Source organism: Alkaliphilus transvaalensis ATCC 700919 (assembly GCF_000621485.1).
Lineage (GTDB): Bacteria > Bacillota > Clostridia > Peptostreptococcales > Natronincolaceae > Alkaliphilus > Alkaliphilus transvaalensis.
This window is the reverse complement of sequence record NZ_JHYF01000003.1, coordinates 80,447-100,267: the sequence shown is the minus strand read 5'-3', so window position 1 is coordinate 100,267 and position 19,821 is coordinate 80,447. Positions and strand designations below refer to the sequence as shown.

The 19,821-nt window shown below is 33.5% G+C and carries 19 protein-coding genes; 9 read left to right on the top strand and 10 right to left on the bottom strand.

The genetic code is table 11. The features are described from left to right. Window positions 1-21: 21 nt before the first annotated feature. From T335_RS0104985 to T335_RS0104945, 9 genes are all read right to left on the bottom strand, one after another. Entirely contained in the window at window positions 22-2,520 is a 2,499-nt protein-coding gene (locus T335_RS0104985; protein WP_026476559.1) for an FtsX-like permease family protein, read from the bottom strand. A 220-nt stretch (window positions 2,521-2,740) separates the two neighbouring features. Further along, window positions 2,741-3,229, bottom strand: a complete 489-nt coding sequence (locus T335_RS0104980; protein WP_026476558.1) for a hypothetical protein — start codon at window positions 3,227-3,229, stop codon at window positions 2,741-2,743. A gap of 36 nt (window positions 3,230-3,265) precedes the next feature. After that, window positions 3,266-3,997, bottom strand: a complete 732-nt coding sequence (locus T335_RS0104975; RefSeq protein ID WP_026476557.1) for an enoyl-CoA hydratase/isomerase family protein — start codon at window positions 3,995-3,997, stop codon at window positions 3,266-3,268. 11 nt (window positions 3,998-4,008) lie between these two features. Then, window positions 4,009-5,226 carry a beta-ketoacyl-[acyl-carrier-protein] synthase family protein gene (locus T335_RS0104970; protein WP_026476556.1) on the bottom strand — a complete coding sequence of 406 codons (1,218 nt, stop codon included), beginning with the start codon at window positions 5,224-5,226 and terminating at the stop codon, window positions 4,009-4,011. 67 nt (window positions 5,227-5,293) lie between these two features. Beyond that, a complete protein-coding gene (locus T335_RS0104965; RefSeq protein ID WP_026476555.1) occupies window positions 5,294-5,698 on the bottom strand; it encodes an acyl-CoA thioesterase in 405 nt (134 codons plus the stop codon). A 165-nt stretch (window positions 5,699-5,863) separates the two neighbouring features. Continuing rightward, window positions 5,864-6,286: a flavodoxin domain-containing protein gene (locus tag T335_RS0104960; RefSeq protein ID WP_026476554.1), complete on the bottom strand. Its 423-nt coding sequence runs from the start codon at window positions 6,284-6,286 to the stop codon at window positions 5,864-5,866. A gap of 60 nt (window positions 6,287-6,346) precedes the next feature. After that, a complete protein-coding gene (locus T335_RS0104955) occupies window positions 6,347-7,258 on the bottom strand; it encodes an NAD-dependent epimerase/dehydratase family protein (RefSeq protein WP_026476553.1) in 912 nt (303 codons plus the stop codon). A gap of 52 nt (window positions 7,259-7,310) precedes the next feature. Beyond that, on the bottom strand, window positions 7,311-8,699 hold the full coding sequence (locus tag T335_RS0104950) for an NDP-hexose 2,3-dehydratase family protein (protein ID WP_034327826.1): 1,389 nt from the start codon (window positions 8,697-8,699) through the stop codon (window positions 7,311-7,313). A gap of 1,237 nt (window positions 8,700-9,936) precedes the next feature. Beyond that, a complete protein-coding gene (locus T335_RS0104945) occupies window positions 9,937-10,389 on the bottom strand; it encodes an NUDIX domain-containing protein (protein WP_026476551.1) in 453 nt (150 codons plus the stop codon). Window positions 10,390-10,633: 244 nt separating this feature from the next. On the opposite strand from T335_RS0104945, the gene T335_RS0104940 reads away from it, so the two are divergent. The 9 genes from T335_RS0104940 (at window position 10,634) to T335_RS19895 (ending at window position 19,401) form a co-directional block, all read left to right on the top strand. Next, window positions 10,634-11,446: an amino acid ABC transporter substrate-binding protein gene (locus T335_RS0104940; RefSeq protein ID WP_026476550.1), complete on the top strand. Its 813-nt coding sequence runs from the start codon at window positions 10,634-10,636 to the stop codon at window positions 11,444-11,446. A 19-nt stretch (window positions 11,447-11,465) separates the two neighbouring features. Next, window positions 11,466-12,140, top strand: coding sequence for an amino acid ABC transporter permease (locus tag T335_RS0104935; protein WP_034327758.1), 675 nt, complete (start codon window positions 11,466-11,468; stop codon window positions 12,138-12,140). A gap of 11 nt (window positions 12,141-12,151) precedes the next feature. Further along, window positions 12,152-12,889 (top strand): amino acid ABC transporter ATP-binding protein, encoded by a 738-nt coding sequence (locus tag T335_RS0104930; protein ID WP_026476548.1) that lies wholly within the window; start codon window positions 12,152-12,154, stop codon window positions 12,887-12,889. 282 nt (window positions 12,890-13,171) lie between these two features. After that, the gene (locus tag T335_RS0104925) at window positions 13,172-14,389 is read left to right on the top strand and encodes an ammonia-forming cytochrome c nitrite reductase subunit c552 (protein WP_026476547.1); all 1,218 of its coding nucleotides are present in this window, start codon (window positions 13,172-13,174) and stop codon (window positions 14,387-14,389) included. A 56-nt stretch (window positions 14,390-14,445) separates the two neighbouring features. After that, on the top strand, window positions 14,446-15,756 hold the full coding sequence (gene resB / locus T335_RS0104920) for a cytochrome c biogenesis protein ResB (RefSeq protein WP_026476546.1): 1,311 nt from the start codon (window positions 14,446-14,448) through the stop codon (window positions 15,754-15,756). Window positions 15,757-15,758: 2 nt separating this feature from the next. Next, a complete protein-coding gene (gene ccsB, locus T335_RS0104915) occupies window positions 15,759-16,583 on the top strand; it encodes a c-type cytochrome biogenesis protein CcsB (RefSeq protein WP_034327755.1) in 825 nt (274 codons plus the stop codon). A gap of 13 nt (window positions 16,584-16,596) precedes the next feature. Beyond that, on the top strand, window positions 16,597-17,433 hold the full coding sequence (locus tag T335_RS0104910) for a 4Fe-4S binding protein (RefSeq protein WP_026476544.1): 837 nt from the start codon (window positions 16,597-16,599) through the stop codon (window positions 17,431-17,433). Further along, on the top strand, window positions 17,385-17,999 hold the full coding sequence (locus tag T335_RS0104905; protein WP_026476543.1) for an MptD family putative ECF transporter S component: 615 nt from the start codon (window positions 17,385-17,387) through the stop codon (window positions 17,997-17,999). Before T335_RS0104910 ends, T335_RS0104905 begins: the two co-directional genes overlap by 49 nt. Window positions 18,000-18,039: 40 nt before the next feature. Continuing rightward, entirely contained in the window at window positions 18,040-19,401 is a 1,362-nt protein-coding gene (locus tag T335_RS19895) for an urease accessory protein UreH domain-containing protein (RefSeq protein WP_034327753.1), read from the top strand. A gap of 109 nt (window positions 19,402-19,510) precedes the next feature. On the opposite strand, the gene T335_RS0104895 is transcribed toward T335_RS19895, so the two are convergent. Beyond that, entirely contained in the window at window positions 19,511-19,717 is a 207-nt protein-coding gene (locus T335_RS0104895) for a hypothetical protein (RefSeq protein WP_026476542.1), read from the bottom strand. Between the last annotated feature and the right edge of the window lie 104 nt (window positions 19,718-19,821).

Here is a 19,821-nt window from a genome sequence, read left to right as displayed (position 1 = left end):
CACTCCAATTTTAAGTGTTTTTTATTCTGTTTTAATTGCTGCAACAATATCAAATTTATATGTTTTAATCGCAATTAGAATATTTGAACATACAGTTACTAGAATTGCAGAAATGGTGTAAAGTAAACTTTCCTTCAACCCCAATTCTAATGGTACAGCTAAATTTCCCATTTCAAAAAACATTGGTACAATACTTATAAATAAATATCCTCCTATCACACCTCCACTACCACCAACTATACCTACAGTGATAGATTCTGCAAATAACATTTTGATTAATTGTATTCTCGACATTCCAACTGACCTAAAGATAGCAGTAGTTCTTTTTCGTTTTATATAGGTCAATAACTGATTATTGATAATCCCAACTAACCCGATAATTATACCTAAGACAGAAAGGGCCTTTATCATGAAAGTTATTTGATTCATGGTATTTCTAAAGAAATCAATAAAATCATCTACAACCTGAACAACTGCAAAATCATTTTCAAACAATACTGCCATATGATCGGCAACTGATTCTACGCTTACCTCAGCGGTTGTTTTAATCAGTATACTATTATGTATTTTTTTATTAGTATCTTCTTGTAATGATTTGATTGAGACCAATCCAAAGCTACCCGCAGTCATGTAACTATCAGCAAAACCAATAATCTTATATTCAACATCATTATTATCAAAAGATAATGTAATATGATCTCCGATTTCTAATCCATGTCTCTTCTCTAATACATTTGTTAAAATTATATTCTTACCCTCTTGTAATTCTTTCATTAATCCTAAATCATCTATTTCTATATTTCTAAAGTTTAAATAATTCTCATCTGAAACACCGTCTACTAGACTAATAACCGAGTCCATCTCTGGTATCTCAACATTTTCTAAACTATACATCAGATAAGTCTCCTGAACACTGTCTAAGTCATTAATAAGTTTAATCTTTGAACCTTCTATTTCAGGAGCACCTACACTTAAGTCATAGTTTTCTATATCTATCACGTTATTAACCAAAATATCTGTCATGCCTTTAGAGATCACATTCATCATTAAAATAATACTAATTCCTATCACTAGTAGTTTTGAACTATTGGCAAAAGTACTGTTAGAAGAAACATTGGCACTGGCAATATATCCACTATTCCCAAAGATCAGTTTTAATGGATGTTGCATGATTCTTGCAATAATATTTAAGAATATAGGAAGTAATTTGATAAGGGCTATAAGGCCTAATACGATTCCTGCCACGGCCCCCACACCTAATAATTTTTTCGTTGTTATGTAGGGTGCTAAAAAAGCAAACACTAACATTGGTATATAAATGATACTTCCTTTAAAATTTGTTTTTTCTTCTGTATCAATTAAATTTAACACGATATTTTTTACGGAAATTTTTGATATTTGGTATATTGGAACTAAAGTACCCAACATACTAATGAGTATTGAAAAGAAAAGACAGATAATAAAATAGATCATATTAACATTAATTCCCACCTCTGTTATTCCCTTTAATTCTTCTGGTATCGAAAGGCTCGTAATAACGTATGAAATTCCAACCCCTAAAATACCGCCTAATGTTCCACCAAATACACCATAAAATATACTCTCTAAAAACATAATTAATTTAATTTTTCTTTTATCGGCACCCACACTTCTAAAGGTTCCAATATGGGGTAGTTGTTCTAATAAAACGACTCTAAAAGATGAATAGATAATGAAGAAGCACATCAAACTTCCCATCAAGGAAGAAAAAATCAAAGGAATGGACACCTCATAAATTTTATCCTCTACTTCTTCTAAATTAATGGCTTCTCTTATAAGATAATTTGGATAAAACTCCTTTAGCTTCTCTATAATTTGATTACGCTCTTCACTGTTCTTTAGTTGGATATATACTTTATTGGGATTACCATCTAAATACATCCATTCATTTAACGTATCATATGGTAGGATAGCTTGTAATTGTACAGATTCATCTAAAAATAGTCCAGTCGGTGCAACGATAGCAGCCACTGTTAATACCTCTTTGTTTGGTCCAACATAAATCGTCATTTTATCATTTAATTGTAAAGAATACTTCTCTGCAACAACTTTACTAATAATGATAGAATTACCTTCAAACTTTTCAAAAGATCCTTTTTCTAAAAAAATTGTATTATAACCTTCCATATAATCTTCAAGGCTGATTCCGGTCAAATTAAATAACTTACGCCTATTGTTATCATACTCATATATTCCAGTGACATTAACAATATTTTGAGCATATAGGATATCGTCTTTTATATGAGTTATGTATTGAGGATCTATACTTTTTATATCGGTGTTATCATTAACGACTATCTCAATATCTGCATTCCCTTTCAAGTTAGTAAGTTTATCCCTGTATACACTCTCTAAATTAGTATTAACCGATAACATAGAATAAACCATTGCTCCAGAAATTGCTATGGCTAAGACAAGTAAGAAGGTTCTTCCCATACTTCCCTTAATAAACCTTAATATATACTTTAGTAAAATACTCACTTTCTTTTCACCTCCAAATTTTCTACAACCATTTCTGTTTTTTTATTACGGATAATATTATATTCACTGAAAGATAATCTATGTCAATATAGTAAATACAAAACTCTCGCTTTTAGGTAAGGTCCACAATATTTATATATTTACTTCTTTTTAAAATTTCTTTTTCTATGAGGGGTAATTATACAAGTTAAGACTAATATTTTCATATACCTAGATAATGTTAAAACTTATTTTTTTCTTTTAAAATTATCTTTCTTAAAAGACCAGCTCTCCATCTCACATATTTTCCATGAAATTTCTTTGCTCCTATTGCATAGGCATCTAAGTCTTTTTGCGTGTCTGCACAAACCCAGAAGTCTTTCTGTAAACGAGTAATATTTCCAATTCTTTCTACATAGATGGATGTTTCTCCGTAAAATTTACCATTTATTTCCTTTACCTCAGCTTTACAATGATGCTGAGATAATTCAGTAATGGTTACAGAAAAAACAAAACCGATTGGTGGAAAACCTCCATGCATGATCATTACTGTTCCCTTCTTTAATGTATCATCTTTAGACGTAAGCCATATTAAGGGAAAGCAATTAAACCATTTTTTAAATTTATTAATGTCTCTTACATGTTCATAGACGTCTTCACATGATATTTCATTTGAATCGTAGTCAACTCCTACATCTAAATTGACTGGCTCAATCTTTGATTTCTGCATAAAACTTTCTCCTTTATGTAATTTAGTTCCATTAAATTAAATCGCCTTGAAATCTTTTAATTTAATGTGTTCAATAAACATTTCGGTCTCATGTTCGATTGAATTATTATTAATGGAAGAAATGATACTATTAATTTGAAAATAACTTTTCTTTGAAGATAGGTTCTCAATGAATTTTTTTGCTTCAATTAAATGTTTATTTTTATCGACAACTAAATCAACTAACCCCATTTCCAGCGCTTCTGATGCAATATAGTTCTCACCCGACATGATCATTTTTATTGCTTTACTTTTTCCAATCAACTTAGGTAGACGTATTGTTCCACCTAAGCCAGGTAACAAGCCAATTGTACCTTCTGGAAAGGAAAAAATTGAATTGCTAGTTGATACCCTAAATTGACAACTCAATGCAATTTCCAAGCCTCCTCCACAGCACATACCACTGATTGCTGCTACTGTTACAATAGGAAGCCTTTCTATAAAATCTAAGATTATTTTTCCTTTATTTAACCTTTCTTTTAGGGGTTCGGGCGTATTTTTATACTTTTCAATTTCTTCTAGATCAGCACCTGCAGAAAAATGCCTTCCTTCCCCACAAATAATTAATCCAATTGGTTTCATTTCTTGCAGCCAATTCTTAAATACTTCTAATTCTAAAAACTCTGCATTTATTATTTTATTTTGTTTTCCATTACACAATGTCATTATTGCAATTTGATCTTCCATTTTTAACTTTACCATTTCAAACTGAAGTGTGTTCTCATTCATATCATCAACCCCTACTTTACTGCTTTTCTATAAACTACAGTAGCATTATGTCCACCAAAACCAAAGGAGTTAGATAGTGCTACTGTTACATTTTGTTTTCTAGAGACATTAGGAACATAATCTAAATCCAACATTTCATCTGCTTCAAAATAATTGATAGTCGGTGGAATTATACCATGATAAATCGTCAAAACAGTAGAAATTCCTTCTATAACCCCTGCGGCTCCCAAAGTATGCCCTATCATAGATTTACTTGAAGTTATGGCAATTTCTTTTGCCTTATTTCCAAAACACTCTTTTATAGCCAATGTCTCACATAAATCATTCAAATTAGTAGATGTCCCATGGGCGTTAATATATTCCACTTCATCTATTTCAACCTTAGCATTATTCAATGCAAGCTTCATTGTCTTAGCCATACCTTCTCCATCTTTTTTGGGAGCAGTGATATCACTTGCTTCACTAGTAAGGGCAGAACCTGCTACTTCAGCAAATATAGTAGCACTTCGTCTCATTGCACTCTCTTCCGATTCCAGTACCATTACTCCAGCTCCCTCACCCATAACAAAACCATCCCTTGTTTTACTAAATGGCCTCGAAGCAGTTTCTGGCGAATCATTTCTTGTAGACATTGCAAGTATTTGGTTAAATCCACTGATGTACTCTGGATTAATATGAGAGTCTATCCCACCAACTATAGCAACATCCAATACCCCAGCTTGAATAAGGCTTTTCCCAAGGCTAATTGCGTATGCAGAAGAAGCACAGGCTGTTGACAAACTAAATGCCGCTCCCTCTAAACCATATTTCATAGACACCCAGGCACTGGGGGCATTCACCATTGATCTTACAATCATGTGGGAGCCTGACTGCTCCTTCTCAAATTCATCATAACCAGCGGAAATAACCCCTAATAACGTACCTATCTTTGTTCGATCAAATTCATCAAAATTAATTTCACTTTGTTGAATCGCTTCATCAGCGGCTACTACAAGCATTCTCGTGGCCCTAGTCATCTGTTTTCTTTGTCTCTTTGGAATAATTTTTGCTGCCTTTTCTTCAAAATCATCATTAGCAGCTGCAGCAAATTGAGTTTCTAAAAGGCTTGGATCAAAAGATGTAATCTTCTTTACCCCAGACTTCCCCTGCATCATATTTTCCCATGTACTCTCTACATTACTTCCTAATGCTGTAATCATACCCATTCCAGTAATTACAACTTTTCTCATTTCTATTCCCCCCTGGTTCTTAATAAACTTAACTTATCTAGAACAAACTAATTAAGCTTTAACTGGTCTAGCCTTTTAATAGATCCTTTAACTCATCTGGTATGCTATGTATTATCCTATCTTTATTAACAAAAATTAGCTTGCTAGTTGAAGTTGCTACCTTCTTATTTGTAGCAACATTAATTAAGACATAATCACCTATAATCGTATCACCTTCACAAGTGTACTTAGATTTTATCATTACTTTATCAAACAAAACTAATTCACGTATATATTTTATATTTGTCTCAATGACAACAAGAAATAAGTCATTTTTAAATTCATACTTTCCGCCATTATTTACAAGGATATATTCCCTGCAAAATTCCCATCTTGCTTCTTCCAAATAATTGAGATATACTGAATTATTTAAATGTCCAAATGAATCTAATTCATATCCTCTTACTTCAAATATTGATTCGTGTTGAAGCATGCTAGACAATTCCTTTCAACTTATATTTTTTTATTTGATTTATCCTTTTTATTTAATTTATCTTTTTTATTTGATTAATCTTTTTTGATTTATCTTTTTTAATTGATTTCATTGTATACTGTTATTCTTGCTGAACTTTCTTAGCTCTTAATTTTAGAATGATTACTAAATCTCTGATAACGCTTTTTTAGAAAAATCTACCAAATCCATGCAATCTTCTTCGTTAGGATGCTTCCGATTAAATAGCAACCATTTACCCTTACAAATAAATGTCTTGTCGTAGACTTTAATCTTCTTTTCTTCCAATAATCCTCTAAGTTCTTTAGATTCATCTTTTCCACCACATGAATTTAGAAAAATGACTGCTTTCTTCACATCTCCTACCTTTATACTTTTTATATAGTTTTCTAAATTAGGGGATATTTTCCCTCCATAGATACCTGATCCCACAAAAAGAACATCTGTATTAACTAAATTAGGTTTATCCTCTACATCCTGAGCTGTTATCTTCAATGAGTCGGCAAGATAATCTGCTAACTTTTTTGTATGTTTAGTCATAGTTGCATAAATAATATGTACATTCATCATTAAAATCCTCCTTAAAGGTCGATATAGGGATTAGGCTCTAGTCCTCCCCTAAGTGTTCTTTTATATCTTTTGCTCTTTTACCCACTCTGCAGTTTTCAAGATGCATTCTTTAAAGTCACTGTTGCAAACATATCCTGTATCCTCATAAATCGCATTAATATCAACAAGGGAGTAGTCTACTTTAGTGGTATCCTTTAGTTCGCCAAATACAAGTTCTAGACTAGGATTAAGAATATCTCTTACCTCTATAAGTATATCCTTTAACTTCTTTAGTTTATTGTGACCTAGATAATAGTTCTTCATATTAACGCCTTTCACTCCGATTGTGTAGAGCATATCAGCCACATCGCCAACATATATCCAATCATAAAGGACGTCAGCTTCAACAAGTTTAGGACGACTTCCCTTCAGCATATTAGAGATAAATACATTATGTATTCTTCTTGACGTATCACCAGGACCAAAACAACTCCCTATAATAGCTGTATTAAAGTCTATGCCCAAATTAGTAGCGATTACCTTACACATAAAATCACAGGACAATTTTGCAACACCATAAATACATGCAAGTCTAGGCTTATTTTCTTCAGCATTAAGTAATTGTAGTGCCTCAAATTCATTAATTGTCCCTGCGATGATGAATTTTTTGCAACCAATTTTATGGGCAGCGGTCAAAGCATCACAGGTATATTTAATATTATTAATTTGTTGCTCGTAATCTCCTAAGCTAGACCCATAGGTGCCCCCCCAAGCAATATGATAGAACACATCGATCTCATCTTTAATTAGTTCTGGAAGACTATTATATGTAGAAAAGTCAGCTTCCACCGCTTGATATAAGGGATGATTAATATGACTAACTGACCCTTTATTCCTTACAATACCATATACCTTTATTCCTTTTTCTAATAATGATTTACACATGTTAGCGCCAATAAAACCACTTGCACCCGTTACTATAGCAGCTTTCATTTATACCCACTCCTAGCTTATTGTAAAGTACAGTTAAATCTTTAGCAAATACCTACAATTTTAAAATTGACAATAAGTTTCTTAACTGAATATTTAGACAATTATTGAACTGAACCAATATATTAAGGGTATGAAAATCTGCCCAGAAATAGCCTTGGGGCAGTATTGGAAGCTCATCCTTATCTATCTTTATCAAGATATTCCTGTTTTCAGCATGATAAAAGCGTCCGCCTTCCTCTGAAAATAACCCTGAAAATAATACCCCTTCACCAGTTTCCATTTTTTCACTAAATAATTCTGTAACTGCATCTTTGTCTCTTCGATCATTTGGTCTTAATTGCACACTAGGACCTATTTCCACCTTGTCGAAACAACCTACTTCTGAAACTGTCTGTATTAGAAACTTCATGGAGCCATTTTCTATGCAATAAATTAAACCAAATAACGATTGTCCAATTGTTTCAAATAAAGGTTGCTTCCATTGATTAACCTCTCTGCCGGCAATCTCGATATCACAATATATTATTTTAAAGTCGCTACTGAGATTTACAAACTCATTATTTACCATTTGCCATCCAGGAAGAGCATACAAATCAACAATGCTAACTTTACTTCTATCATGCATCTTAAACTCATTGATATATCTAAAAATGTTGTTAATACTACTACCACAATCACCTGAAAACATGGAGTTATAGAAAGCTTTTTGATTAAACAAAGACTCTAATTTACTTAATTCATCTGAAGTGTAATTCCGTAAAGCAAAGGGAATACATGACAAAACCGTTCTTGTATCCATATTTACAAGATTGTCATAATACATCAGTTCTTTTATCTGTCCTAGCGTCATCCACTTATGGGAGTCTAAAACCTCAATATCTTCATCTACTATAATGATAATATTTCTGTTTCTTTTCCCAAAGAAGAAGGAGGAATGTTCTGACTGAATCTGGTCCACAATTATTTCATAGCTTTTTTTAAATGAAAAGTATTCCAAATATGCAGGTGCTTTCCCCCCATGGGCCCTCATAAAGTTACTTTTTGTTGCTTGTATGGTTGGAGAGATCTGAATCTTGTTTACATTTCCAGGTTCGATTTTTGCTTGCATTAAGAAATAGAGTATACCATCAATTTCCTTTGCTATAATGCCAAGATATCCAATTTCATTTTGAATTATAATTGGTTGTGCTACCTCTGTATCGTCACTTCTTTTTATAAGACCTTTAATTTGAAAAAAAGTTTTATCTCTGTTAATTATGCCTTTTTCATTTTCATCATAATACCAATATCCAGAGTCCTCAAAGGGTATTTTATTTATTTTTACTTTAACCTCTGTATTTCTTTTTCTAGTCCACTCCAAAATCTCTTCTGTAGTATTCATAGGATTATCTGTTAATCCCCATGATTCAATAATTTTAACTAATGTTTGATTTGACCACATATCAATCACCTTTACTCTCATTATTATCAAATAGATATCGCTTATTATATAATAAAACAGATTTTTATCCATCCCAAAAGTACACATATTTTCGTTTCGTAGTTGTTAAGTGAATCCCCCTTCAATGCTCAACTACGCTACATGATGTACTTATTAATATATGTTTTTTATTCGCCCCCCTTTAAGTCGGTCATCCAATAAAATTGTACCTGCAGTTTCTTTAGTGATATACTGATTCTTTTAATCATACAGTGATTTCTTTAGCAACTTATTTAAGAAAATACTTCATTTAATCTTCTAGATGTTTAAGTTCAGAAAAAAATTATGGCCTTATGGTGACTGTTAAATATTTAATATTTAATTATACTATGATATACATCATACGTCGTTATTATTGATGTTTATCTGTTTGTAAGCATTATTTATTGTGTCATTTTATTGGAATTGTTTTTGAAGGTTATTTTTATAATAGTAGAATGGATTTTCAAAGTAACCTATGAAGACATGCGGAGGACTTCTAAGTTAACCTTGATTTTTTTAAAAACAAGTACAGTTATTTATCGAAAGTCACAATTTTGAGTAAACAAGGGACTGATAAAATCTTCCTTATTTTGTAGTGTGTATTTTGTAACATAGATTATTTACTAGCTATTTAGCTCAAGGCGGCATTTTTTATACACCTTAGATACTTCTATATTGTTCACTTTTTATTGTACAACAAGTAACTTTATATGGTTAATAATATTTTTACATAATAAATTACTATACGTAATATTAACCCAAAATGCTTTATTGTTAATAACAAAACCATTTACAAGTAAACTTTATCAAAAAATTCATTAAATTGCAACATTTTTTTATGCATATTTTTTACTTTTTCATATAATATTTATTATATGGAGTACATCCTATTCCATAGTTATTAAATATCAACGATCTGCTTTACACTCATCAACCATTCACTAAATTCACTACTTCTAATATAAGTGTAATCATAAGATTTAAGTTCTAACAGGGTCGTAGCCTACATTTAAATAATATTCCATCAAAAAACCACCATCATAGTAAAGTTTTTTTACATATTTTAGTGTTAGTGTTATTTAACACTTCTCAGATTCTTTTCAAAATAAAATTAACTCAACAGATTAGTCCATTGCTTGTTATATATTTACATATTATCATTAATAAGTTAATAATTTGTTATTAATATGTTATTAATATATTATAAATATGTTATTTAACTGTTATTAACTTCTTTGAAATATGCTAGAAGAAGTTTGATCGCTTCTTTACTAGGTGGAAATAGATTTTCTACCTCTAATACTCTGTCTAAATTACACCAATGATATTCAAGAAACTCCCTTCGACTAATTACTAAATCCCCATAGAAATTACGACATACATATATTGATGGTTCTACAGAAATTACCTGTCCTTTTTCCTTAACTACAGACTTTACTGTCCCTATATACTGAAGTTCCTTTGCAATGAGTCCAAATTCTTCCCTCAGTTCTCTATAAGCACATTCTTCATTTGTTTCCCAAGCCTCCTGCTTTCCTCCCGCAATGCACCAGCCCTGTCCATCGCTCCTTAAACCTATTAAAATCTTATCATCTTTTATAACAGCAATTCCACTACACCCCCGCCCCAATTTATTTTTAGTCACTATCCCATTTACATCATAAGTCATCATTAAAACACCTCAATTTTATCTAAAGTTAGCAATCATTTAATTCTATCATCCTTCAATAAAATTATTATAACATCTTATATTAAAATAAATTGAAACTACTTTTGTATTTTTAAAAAATTCATTTTATTACATCATTTATTTTATGAAAAAAAATGATTGACCGCCTTAATGGGGGGTGATAGAATTAGATTAATCATAAGTATTCCGATAAGTTTACTGTGAATTAAAAGGAGGATTATTAATGTTACTTAAAAAGAAATCAGTCTTAGTTGTTTCAATTATTATGTTAGTTATTATGGTATTTGTAGGTTGTCGTTCAAATTCAACTAATACAGTAGGAAATAATTCCGACGATAATACAAAAGTTATTAGAATTGGTACTTCTGGTGGATACCCTCCCTTTACTTTTATGAATAATGAGGGTAACTTAGATGGCTTTGAAATTGATGTTTGGGGAGAAATTGGTCAACGTATTGGTTACGAGGTTGAATTTCAAGCATCAGAGTTTAGTGGTCTATTTGGTATGTTAGATACTGGTCGAATTGATACCATCTCTAACCAAATTACTATGACAGATGTAAGAAAAGAAAAATATCTATTCCCATCTCCTTATGTATTTTCGGGAGCTCAGTTGATCGTAAGAGAAGGCGACGAAAGCATCAAAAACCTTGATGATTTAAAAGGTAAAAAAATTGGTGTTAGTTTAGGTTCAAACTATGAAGAGTTAATTAGAAATTACGATGTAAATAATGAAATAGACGTTATCACTTACGAAGACTTTATTGGTTCTTTACAAGATGTTGCAATTGGTAGAATTGATGCTGTAATGAATGATAAACTTGCTGCCATTATTAATATTGAAAAATCTGGTCTAGACCTTCAATTAGGTGGTGACCCTGTTCATCCCCTAGAAAACTCTTTCCCATTTGTTAATAATGAAGAGAATGCTGATTTAGTTGAAAAAATTAGTGAAGCAATTATTGAAATGAGGGCAGATGGAACTTTAAATGAAATCTCAAATAAATGGTTTTCTGTAGATATAACCAGCAGATAACTAGAAATGGTGATGAATAATGAACTTTTATAATATTGATTACGCCTATATGGTAGAGGTTTTTCCACGTATTCTAAGAACTGCTCCCTTAACCTTGGGTCTAGCCTTTTCGGCTATGATCCTTGGTTTAATTATTGCAACTTGTTTAGCTTTAACCCGTGTCTTTAAAATAAGGGTTTTAAGCACCTTAACAAGAGTGTATATTTCCTTTTTTAGAGGGACTCCCCTACTGGTACAACTCTTTATGCTCTATTACGGTGTACCGCAAATTATACCTTCTTTAGCAAAAATGAACGCTATGACTGCTGCAATACTAGGATTGAGTTTGCATAGTGCTGCCTACATGGCTGAAATAATACGTGGAGCTATCAGTTCTGTTGAAAAAGGACAAATGGAAGCTTGTCTGTCGGTTGGAATGACTCCTATGCAAGCTATGAGACGAGTCATTCTTCCCCAAGCAACAAGAGTAGCTGTACCTTCTTTAGCTAATTCTTTTATTAGTTTAATTAAAGAGTCTTCTTTGGCCTTTACTTTAGGGGTAGCTGAAATGATGGCCCAAGCAAGAATGTCTTCTGCTGCTACCTATAAGTTCTTTGAGAACTTTCTTGTTGCATTACTAATTTACTGGGGGATCTCCATTACGATAGGATTTTTACAAGACCGTATAGAGATTAAGCTAAATAAAGCATATTAAAGGGTGATACTATGATAAGCACAAAAAATCTTTATAAAAGTTTTGGTAAGTTAGAGGTATTAAAGGGAATTAATCTTGAAGTTAAGAAAGGAGAAGTTGTTGTAATTATTGGCCCATCAGGTTCTGGTAAGTCAACTTTTCTGCGTTGTTTAAACTATTTAGAAAGCCCTGATGCTGGAATCATATCCCTAAATAATATGCAGGTAGATACTCAAGAAGTGAAACAAAAAGAAATTTTAGCTTTACGTCGAGGTACTGCTATGGTATTTCAAGGATATAATTTATTTAAAAATAAAACAGCTTTAGAAAATGTGATAGAGGCTCTTTTAATTGTTAAGAAAATGCCTAAAGATAAAGCAATACAGTTAGGCGAATCTCTTTTAGATATGGTTGGTTTGAAGGATAAAAGAGATCAATACCCTTCTACGCTATCTGGCGGACAGCAACAAAGAGTAGCTATTGCAAGGGCAATGGCAGTAAATCCCCATGTTATTTTATTTGACGAACCAACCTCTGCCCTAGACCCCGAATTAGTGGGAGAGGTTCTAGGGGTTATTCGTAAGCTAGCTGAAGAAAACATGACAATGATTATTGTCACCCATGAAATGAGTTTTGCCCGAGACGTTGCAGACCGAGTTATTTTCATGGATGAAGGAATCATCGTTGAAGAAGGTCTACCTTCTGAAATTTTTTCTAATCCTAAAGAAGAACGAACGAAACGCTTTTTAAGACAAATTATTAATAGATAATTATACTAACCCTATACAGTAGTAAATTTCCATACGAGAAGTTTGCTACTGTTTTTTTTTACCTTTTCCATTATATTTAAGAATCTCTTTTATATTTAAAAATCTCTTTTATATTTAAAAATCTCTTTTTTTCTGAAAAACTCTCCTCATACAAAATTTCCCGAAGTCCCTATTAAACCAATCATTTTCTGTGATAAATATCACACTAGGTCAATTGTGATTTTAATCACAGAAACATTGTTATTTTTTCTACTATAATTTCACTAGAAAGGAGGTGAAATTATGAAGCATATAAAATTATTGACTCTACTAATGGCATTTGTGTTTTTTGTTGTGGCCTGTGCTAGCCCTACCCTTACCCAAGAGGAAAACGATGACATTATTATTGGTGAAGGTATTATCGCCGCATCTGAATGGGAGGAGGAATATCCAGACCAATACAACACTTACTTAAGAAATTCTGAGATGGTTAAGACCACCTATGGTGGCTCTGAACCCTATGACTATCTTGAAAAGTATCCAGACCTTTTAGTTCTATATGATGGTATGGGATTCAGTAAAGATTACCTTAGGGCTAGGGGCCATGTCTACTCTTTAGAGGATGTCATCGAAACATCTAGACCAAAGCCAGGTGCCAGCTGTCTAAGTTGTAAAACTCCAGATTACCTTGCATTAGTTAATGAGTATGGTACAGAGTTTTATGCTATGGATTTTGATGAAATGGCTGCAAAGGTGACCAGCCCCATCAGCTGTTATGACTGCCATACCAATACACCAGGCGAAGTAGTTCTAACGAGAGATCATCTTCAAACAGCTCTAGACAAAATGGAGATGGAGTTTAGCATGAACAACCTGGTTTGTGCTCAATGTCATGTTGAATACTATCTAGACCCAGAAACTAAAGAAGTTACCTTACCTTGGGATAATGGTATTTCAGTAGATGGCATAGAGAAATACTTCGATGATAAGGGTTATTATGACTGGATTCACCCTACTACAGGTACACCATTATTAAAGGTACAGCATCCAGAATTTGAGACCTATATGATGGGTAGTGTCCACAGTAACTTAGGTATGAGTTGCGTTGACTGTCATATGCCTAGAACAGAAAATGACGATGGTGATATTTTTAATTCTCACCATTGGACTAGTCCACTTCACACAATACAACAATCTTGTATGAGTTGTCATACTGGAGATCCGCAAGATTTAATTGAACGGGTTGAAAATATTCAAAAGGGTGTAGCTGATAAGACTAATGAAGTGAGTGCTTTAATTGTTGAGTTAATTGAAGAGCTTACAATTGCAATTGAAAGCGGTACATATTCGGAGGAATTCTTAGACCAAGTCCGGGATTACCACCGTAAAGCCCAATGGAGATGGGATTTTGTATTCGTAGAAAACAGTACAGGTTTCCATAACTCTCAACTTGCTCATGAAACCCTTGATGCAGCCCGCCAGTATGCTGAAGAAGGTTTAGCTTTATTAAGAGGTAATTAAATATAGTTTATATGGGGCTATTTTTAGCCCCCTCTATTCAAAAAGGAGCGAAAAGGATGAATCAGGATAGTATTTTAAAGGAATTTTGGAAAGCCCTTCATTCGATGAAATTTGGAATTATCTTATTATTAGTTATTGGAATCACTTCTATTGCAGGAACAGTTATTCCTCAAAAAAACCCTCTTGTTTTCTATGAAAGGGAATACAGTTCCTTTGCATATACCCTAATTACCACTTTAAGTCTCCATGATGTTTATGCTTCTTGGTGGTTTATTACCATGATGTTGGTTCTTTCCCTTAATCTAACCCTATGCAGTATCATTCGTTTTCCAGTTTTATTTAAACGAATGATTGGAACACCACAAATAAAAGCAGAGTTAGAGAGAAAAAGTTATCTAGTAATAAAAGAATATCATAACGATGTAGATGTGAAGGGCTTATTTAGAAAAGCGAGATTCTTTAGAGTAAAAAAGCAAGAAACAGAAGAAGGAACTTATTATTTTGGCTATAAGAATCGATTTGGTGTTTTAGGTTCTTGGTTGACCCATGTAGGTATATTAATTATTATTTTAGCCTATATGTTTGGTCAAGTGGCAGGCTTTGATACATATATCTACGGAGTACCTGGCGTTACCGAAAGCGTAGAAGAAACTTCATATGAAATTAGAATAGATGATTTTGATATCCAATTTAGAGATGACCATACCGTAAGGCAGTATATCAGTAAGATTACAGTTTTAGACCCCGATACAGGAAACGTCGTTAAGGGTGGTGAATTATCGGTGAATAACCCCTTTAGGGGAGATAACTTTAGTATCTATCAAAATGGAACCGGTTGGGCTTTAGATCTAACTTTAGAAAGAAATGGTGAAGTTATTGCTGAACGAATCCTATACCAAAGTGAAGTTCATGTAGATGATAACAGAAAGATCGCCCTCCAATTTGTTAATTTCTTCCCAGATTATGATAATTCAATAGGAAGACCCGTAACAGTTAGTCCATATCCTAACAACCCGAAGCTACTATACACCCTTTTCTATGATGGTCAAAGGGTTGATATGAATGCAGTGGGAATGGGAGAAAAAATAGAGTATGAAGAATACACCTTTACAATAGGTAATCCCCGTCAATTTACCCTACTTCAAATCGTTAGCGACCCTGGTTATAGGGGTGCTAAGGTTGGGGGCTTAGTCTTACTTCATGGGATTATGTTTGCCTTCTACTTCCACCCTAGACAGTTAAAGGCTTTCAAAAGAAAAGATGGTACAACTGTAATTTGGGCTGATACCACTGTTGATCGTGAAAATTATAAAAATCAAATAGAAAAATTATTAGAAAATTATTTAGAAAAGAAATCGGAGGCTTAATAATGGAGAATTTATTACAAATAGAAAATAGTTTCTTTAACATTGCTATATCTCTTTATATTGCATCAATGGTTTTATACTTTCTTTTCTTCGTTATTAAAAACGAAAACCACGGTAGATATGCTACATTTTTAATTAAGATCGGTTTTATCTTTCATACTATCGCCATTGTCGCTAGAGGTTTTGGTGCTGGTAGAGTACCTTTAACAAACCAATATGAGTTTGCTACCAGTTTTGCTTGGGGGATCGCCCTATGCTTTATGGTATTTGAGCATAAATATAGCTTTAGGGCAATGGGAACCTTTGTAACCCCTATCGTCTTCATTATTATGGGCTATGCAGCAATGCAGTCTAAGGATGTTCGTCCTTTAATGCCTGCCCTACAAAGTCATTGGCTTACCCTTCATGTTAGCACTGCCGTAATCGGCTATGGGGCCTTTGGGGTTGCCTGCGGGGTATCCTTTATGTACTTATTAAAGGACAAATTCTCTAAAGACAAATTTATGGAGAAACATATGCCTTCCCTAGAAAGACTTGATTTAATCAGTTATAGAGCAATCGCTTTAGGCTTCCTTTTCCTTACCCTTGTAATGGTTACTGGTGCCATCTGGGCTGAACAAGCATGGGGTAGATATTGGGCTTGGGACCCAAAAGAAACTTGGTCTTTTATTACATGGATTATCTACGCAATCTATCTTCATTTAAGATTAACTAAAGGTTGGAGTGGAAAAAGAGCTGCAATATTTAGTGTGATTGGTTTTATATGTGTATTATTTACATACATCGGTGTCAATACTCTACTACCAAGTATTCATAGTTACGCATAAGGAGATGGGTTAAATGGAATGGACTAAGGAGGCAGAAGAAAGAGTTAAAAAGGCCCCCTTTTTCATAAGAAAAATGGCTAAAAAAAAAGCTGAAGATATGGCAATTTCAAGAGGTAAAACCTATGTAGATGTTGAGGATATTGAATTAGCAAAGGGCATTAGAGATTTAGAAGACCTAAGTAAAATTGATTTATCAATAGATGGGATTACTGAAACAAAGTACTTAGAGATTAAACCTTGTGGTGGACTAAAGGGTTGCCCTTTAACTCTATTTGAAGATGAAAATGTTATCAGAACCTTATCTAAAATTATTAAGCAAGTAGGCTTAGAAGATCTGATGGCCTCTCAGAATCAAGGCCCAATGCTCTACCATAAAAAATTTAAAGCTGCCATTAGTGGTTGTCCCAATAGTTGTTCTCAACCCCAAATTAGAGACCTCGGAGTTGTTGGTTATGCTAGACCTATTATTACTGAAGGTCATTGTATTGGTTGTCAACAATGTGTCAAATCATGTCCTGAAGGACTGATAACGGTTGATGCTGAACCCAATATCCACTTTGAAGCATGTATTGACTGCGGAAGATGCATTAATAGTTGTCCCACCAGCTCCATTACTTCAGAGGAACAAGGTTATCGAGTTATCATTGGAGGAAGATTAGGTAGAAGACCCCACCTTGCTCAACAATTAATAGAAGTTTCTAGTCTTGAAGAATTAGAAGATTTGCTTACTAAGTTGATTCAGGTCTACATGACATGGATTAAAGATGGCAAAAAAATTAGCCAACAGGTGGAATCATTAGGATGGGAAGGCGTAAAGGAATTACTTCTATTGACAGTAGGCAATCATTAACTTATCCTGTAAGTAGATTAAGAATTGAAGGGAGACTGAACATGGGAAAATTTCAATTAAAGGAACTATCGATGATGGCTTTAATCGTAGCTTCTATCTTTGTATTAGGTTATCTACTACTACCCTTAATGCAGATGTTACCTTTACCTGCTTTAAGAGCCCTTTTGGTAGCTCCTATTTATGGTAGTGGCGTTACTCTACTTACTAGAAAAATTGATAAATTTGGTACTGTCACAATGTTGGGGCTTGTGATAGGTGCTCTACTCAGTGTATTTTTTATATGGATGTTGATAATTTCTTTAATAGGTGGTTTTTTAACTGATGTAGTTATTCGACTGATCTTTAAAGGATATGCCTCAAAAAGGAGTATATGGATAGCCTCAGGTCTTTTCCCTGCCCTTCAACTTCCTTTAGCTTTTATTATGGTAGCCTATACCATAGGGGGGCCTTCTGGAGAACTTATTAGGCACCCCTTAGTAGTCACCCTCCCAACCCTCGTGACCTTTGGCCTTGGATATTTTACTTCGAAGGGACTAGATCGGATTTTATCAAATAGAGGTCTGTGAAAAATGTATAATTTTATTAAAAATATATGGAGGTAATTCAATGCCTACAGTTAGATTTTACTCTTTAAAGATAGAAGGTATGCATTGTAAAAATTGCGAAAAAATAATTGCTAAAAAATTAGAGTCTTTTAATATTACTCATTTTAAGGTTTCCTTTGAAACTAAATTATTAGAGGCTAGAATTAAGGAAGAGGAAATTAACACAGTTATAGAAACCCTCGAAATTTTAGGTTATGGGGTAACTAGAAACGCTTCTACAGTAGATGACTCTCATCAGGAAGCTATGCCCCATAAATGGACTATGATTTTAGGTTTTACTTTACTTGGGCTTTATTTAATAATTAAAAATACCATCGGTTTCAACTTTATTCCAGAAGTTAGAAACGATATGAGTTATCCCCTATTATTTATTGTTGGCATCCTTACCTCCCTCCATTGTCTATCTATGTGTGGCGGTATTGTTGTTTCTCAAAGTCTTGCATTTTCTCAAGAAGGTCAGGAAAAAAACTACTGGAAAACCATCAAGGCACCGGTACTATATAATCTGGGTAGAATGTTAGGGTATACACTGGTGGGAGCTGTTGTAGGTGCTATAGGGTCTGTTATCAGCTTCTCCCTCTCACTTCAAGGTACTATTACTATCTTAGCCGGCTTAATGATGCTCCTATTGGGATTAAGTCTATTGGACAGTTTTAGTTTCCTAAGAAGAATTATTAAAATCCCTACCCTGCCCCTACCTGACTTTATTAAGAAGGGTCTATTTAAGAATAACAAGGCCCCTTTTTTTATTGGACTAGCTACTGCAGTGATGCCCTGTGGACCTTTACAAACAATGCAACTTTATGCTTTAGGAACTGGTAGCGCTACCCAAGGGGCTTTATCAATGCTTATTTTTAGCCTTGGAACGGTTCCTTTGATGTTGAGCTTTGGAGCAATTAGCTCCTTGATAAGTGGTGGAACCTCTCGCAAACTCCTTAAATTTAGTGGTGTTTTAGTAATGGCGTTGGGTCTCATAATGGTTAATAGGGGAATGAGTCTTCAAGGAACCCCCCTCACAAGCTTAGTTTTCTCTACAGGCCAAACTGTTGAATCTTTTAATGGACAACTTCCTAAAATTGATGAAGAGGGGGTTCAAGTAATCCGAACCTCTGCCAATAATAGAGGGTATATCCCCAACACTTATATCATTGAAGTAGGAAAACCTGTAAGGTGGATTATTAGTGGAGATCAGGTTAATGGTTGTAATAATGCCATTTTCATACCAGAATTACAGATAGGGACCTCCGTCAAGGCAGGAGAAGATAACATTATAGAATTTACTCCTGAAAAAGAAGGGAATTTAGGCTTCACCTGTTGGATGGGTATGTTAAATGGTCGCTTTAAAGTTGTTGCACAATCTTAAGCTTCTTTAATTTTCGATAAATATATAACTTTTATGCTTATGTAAATATCATCATTTAAAAAGGGATTTCTCGAAAGAAATCCCTTTTTAAAATCCTATTATACATACATCATCTTCTAGCATTATCCTTCCGACTTCTACTTCTATTCTGATTCTTTCCTGTAAGAAGTTTTCTATTGTTTAGCATATCCTCATTGTCGATTGCACCAATTTCTCCAGCTAGTTCGTAATTCATTGCGTTAAAGAAGTTCTCATTCATATCTCTTAAACTTCTTCCTCTTTTAGTTTGTCCTCGTCTTGATTCTTTCTTAATCATTATTATCACCTCAGTGTTATTTTTAACTTGACCTATCTAAACATACTAGGAAATTTTAGGCTAAAATACTTTACTCATATTGCACTCTAATTATGGTTATGATA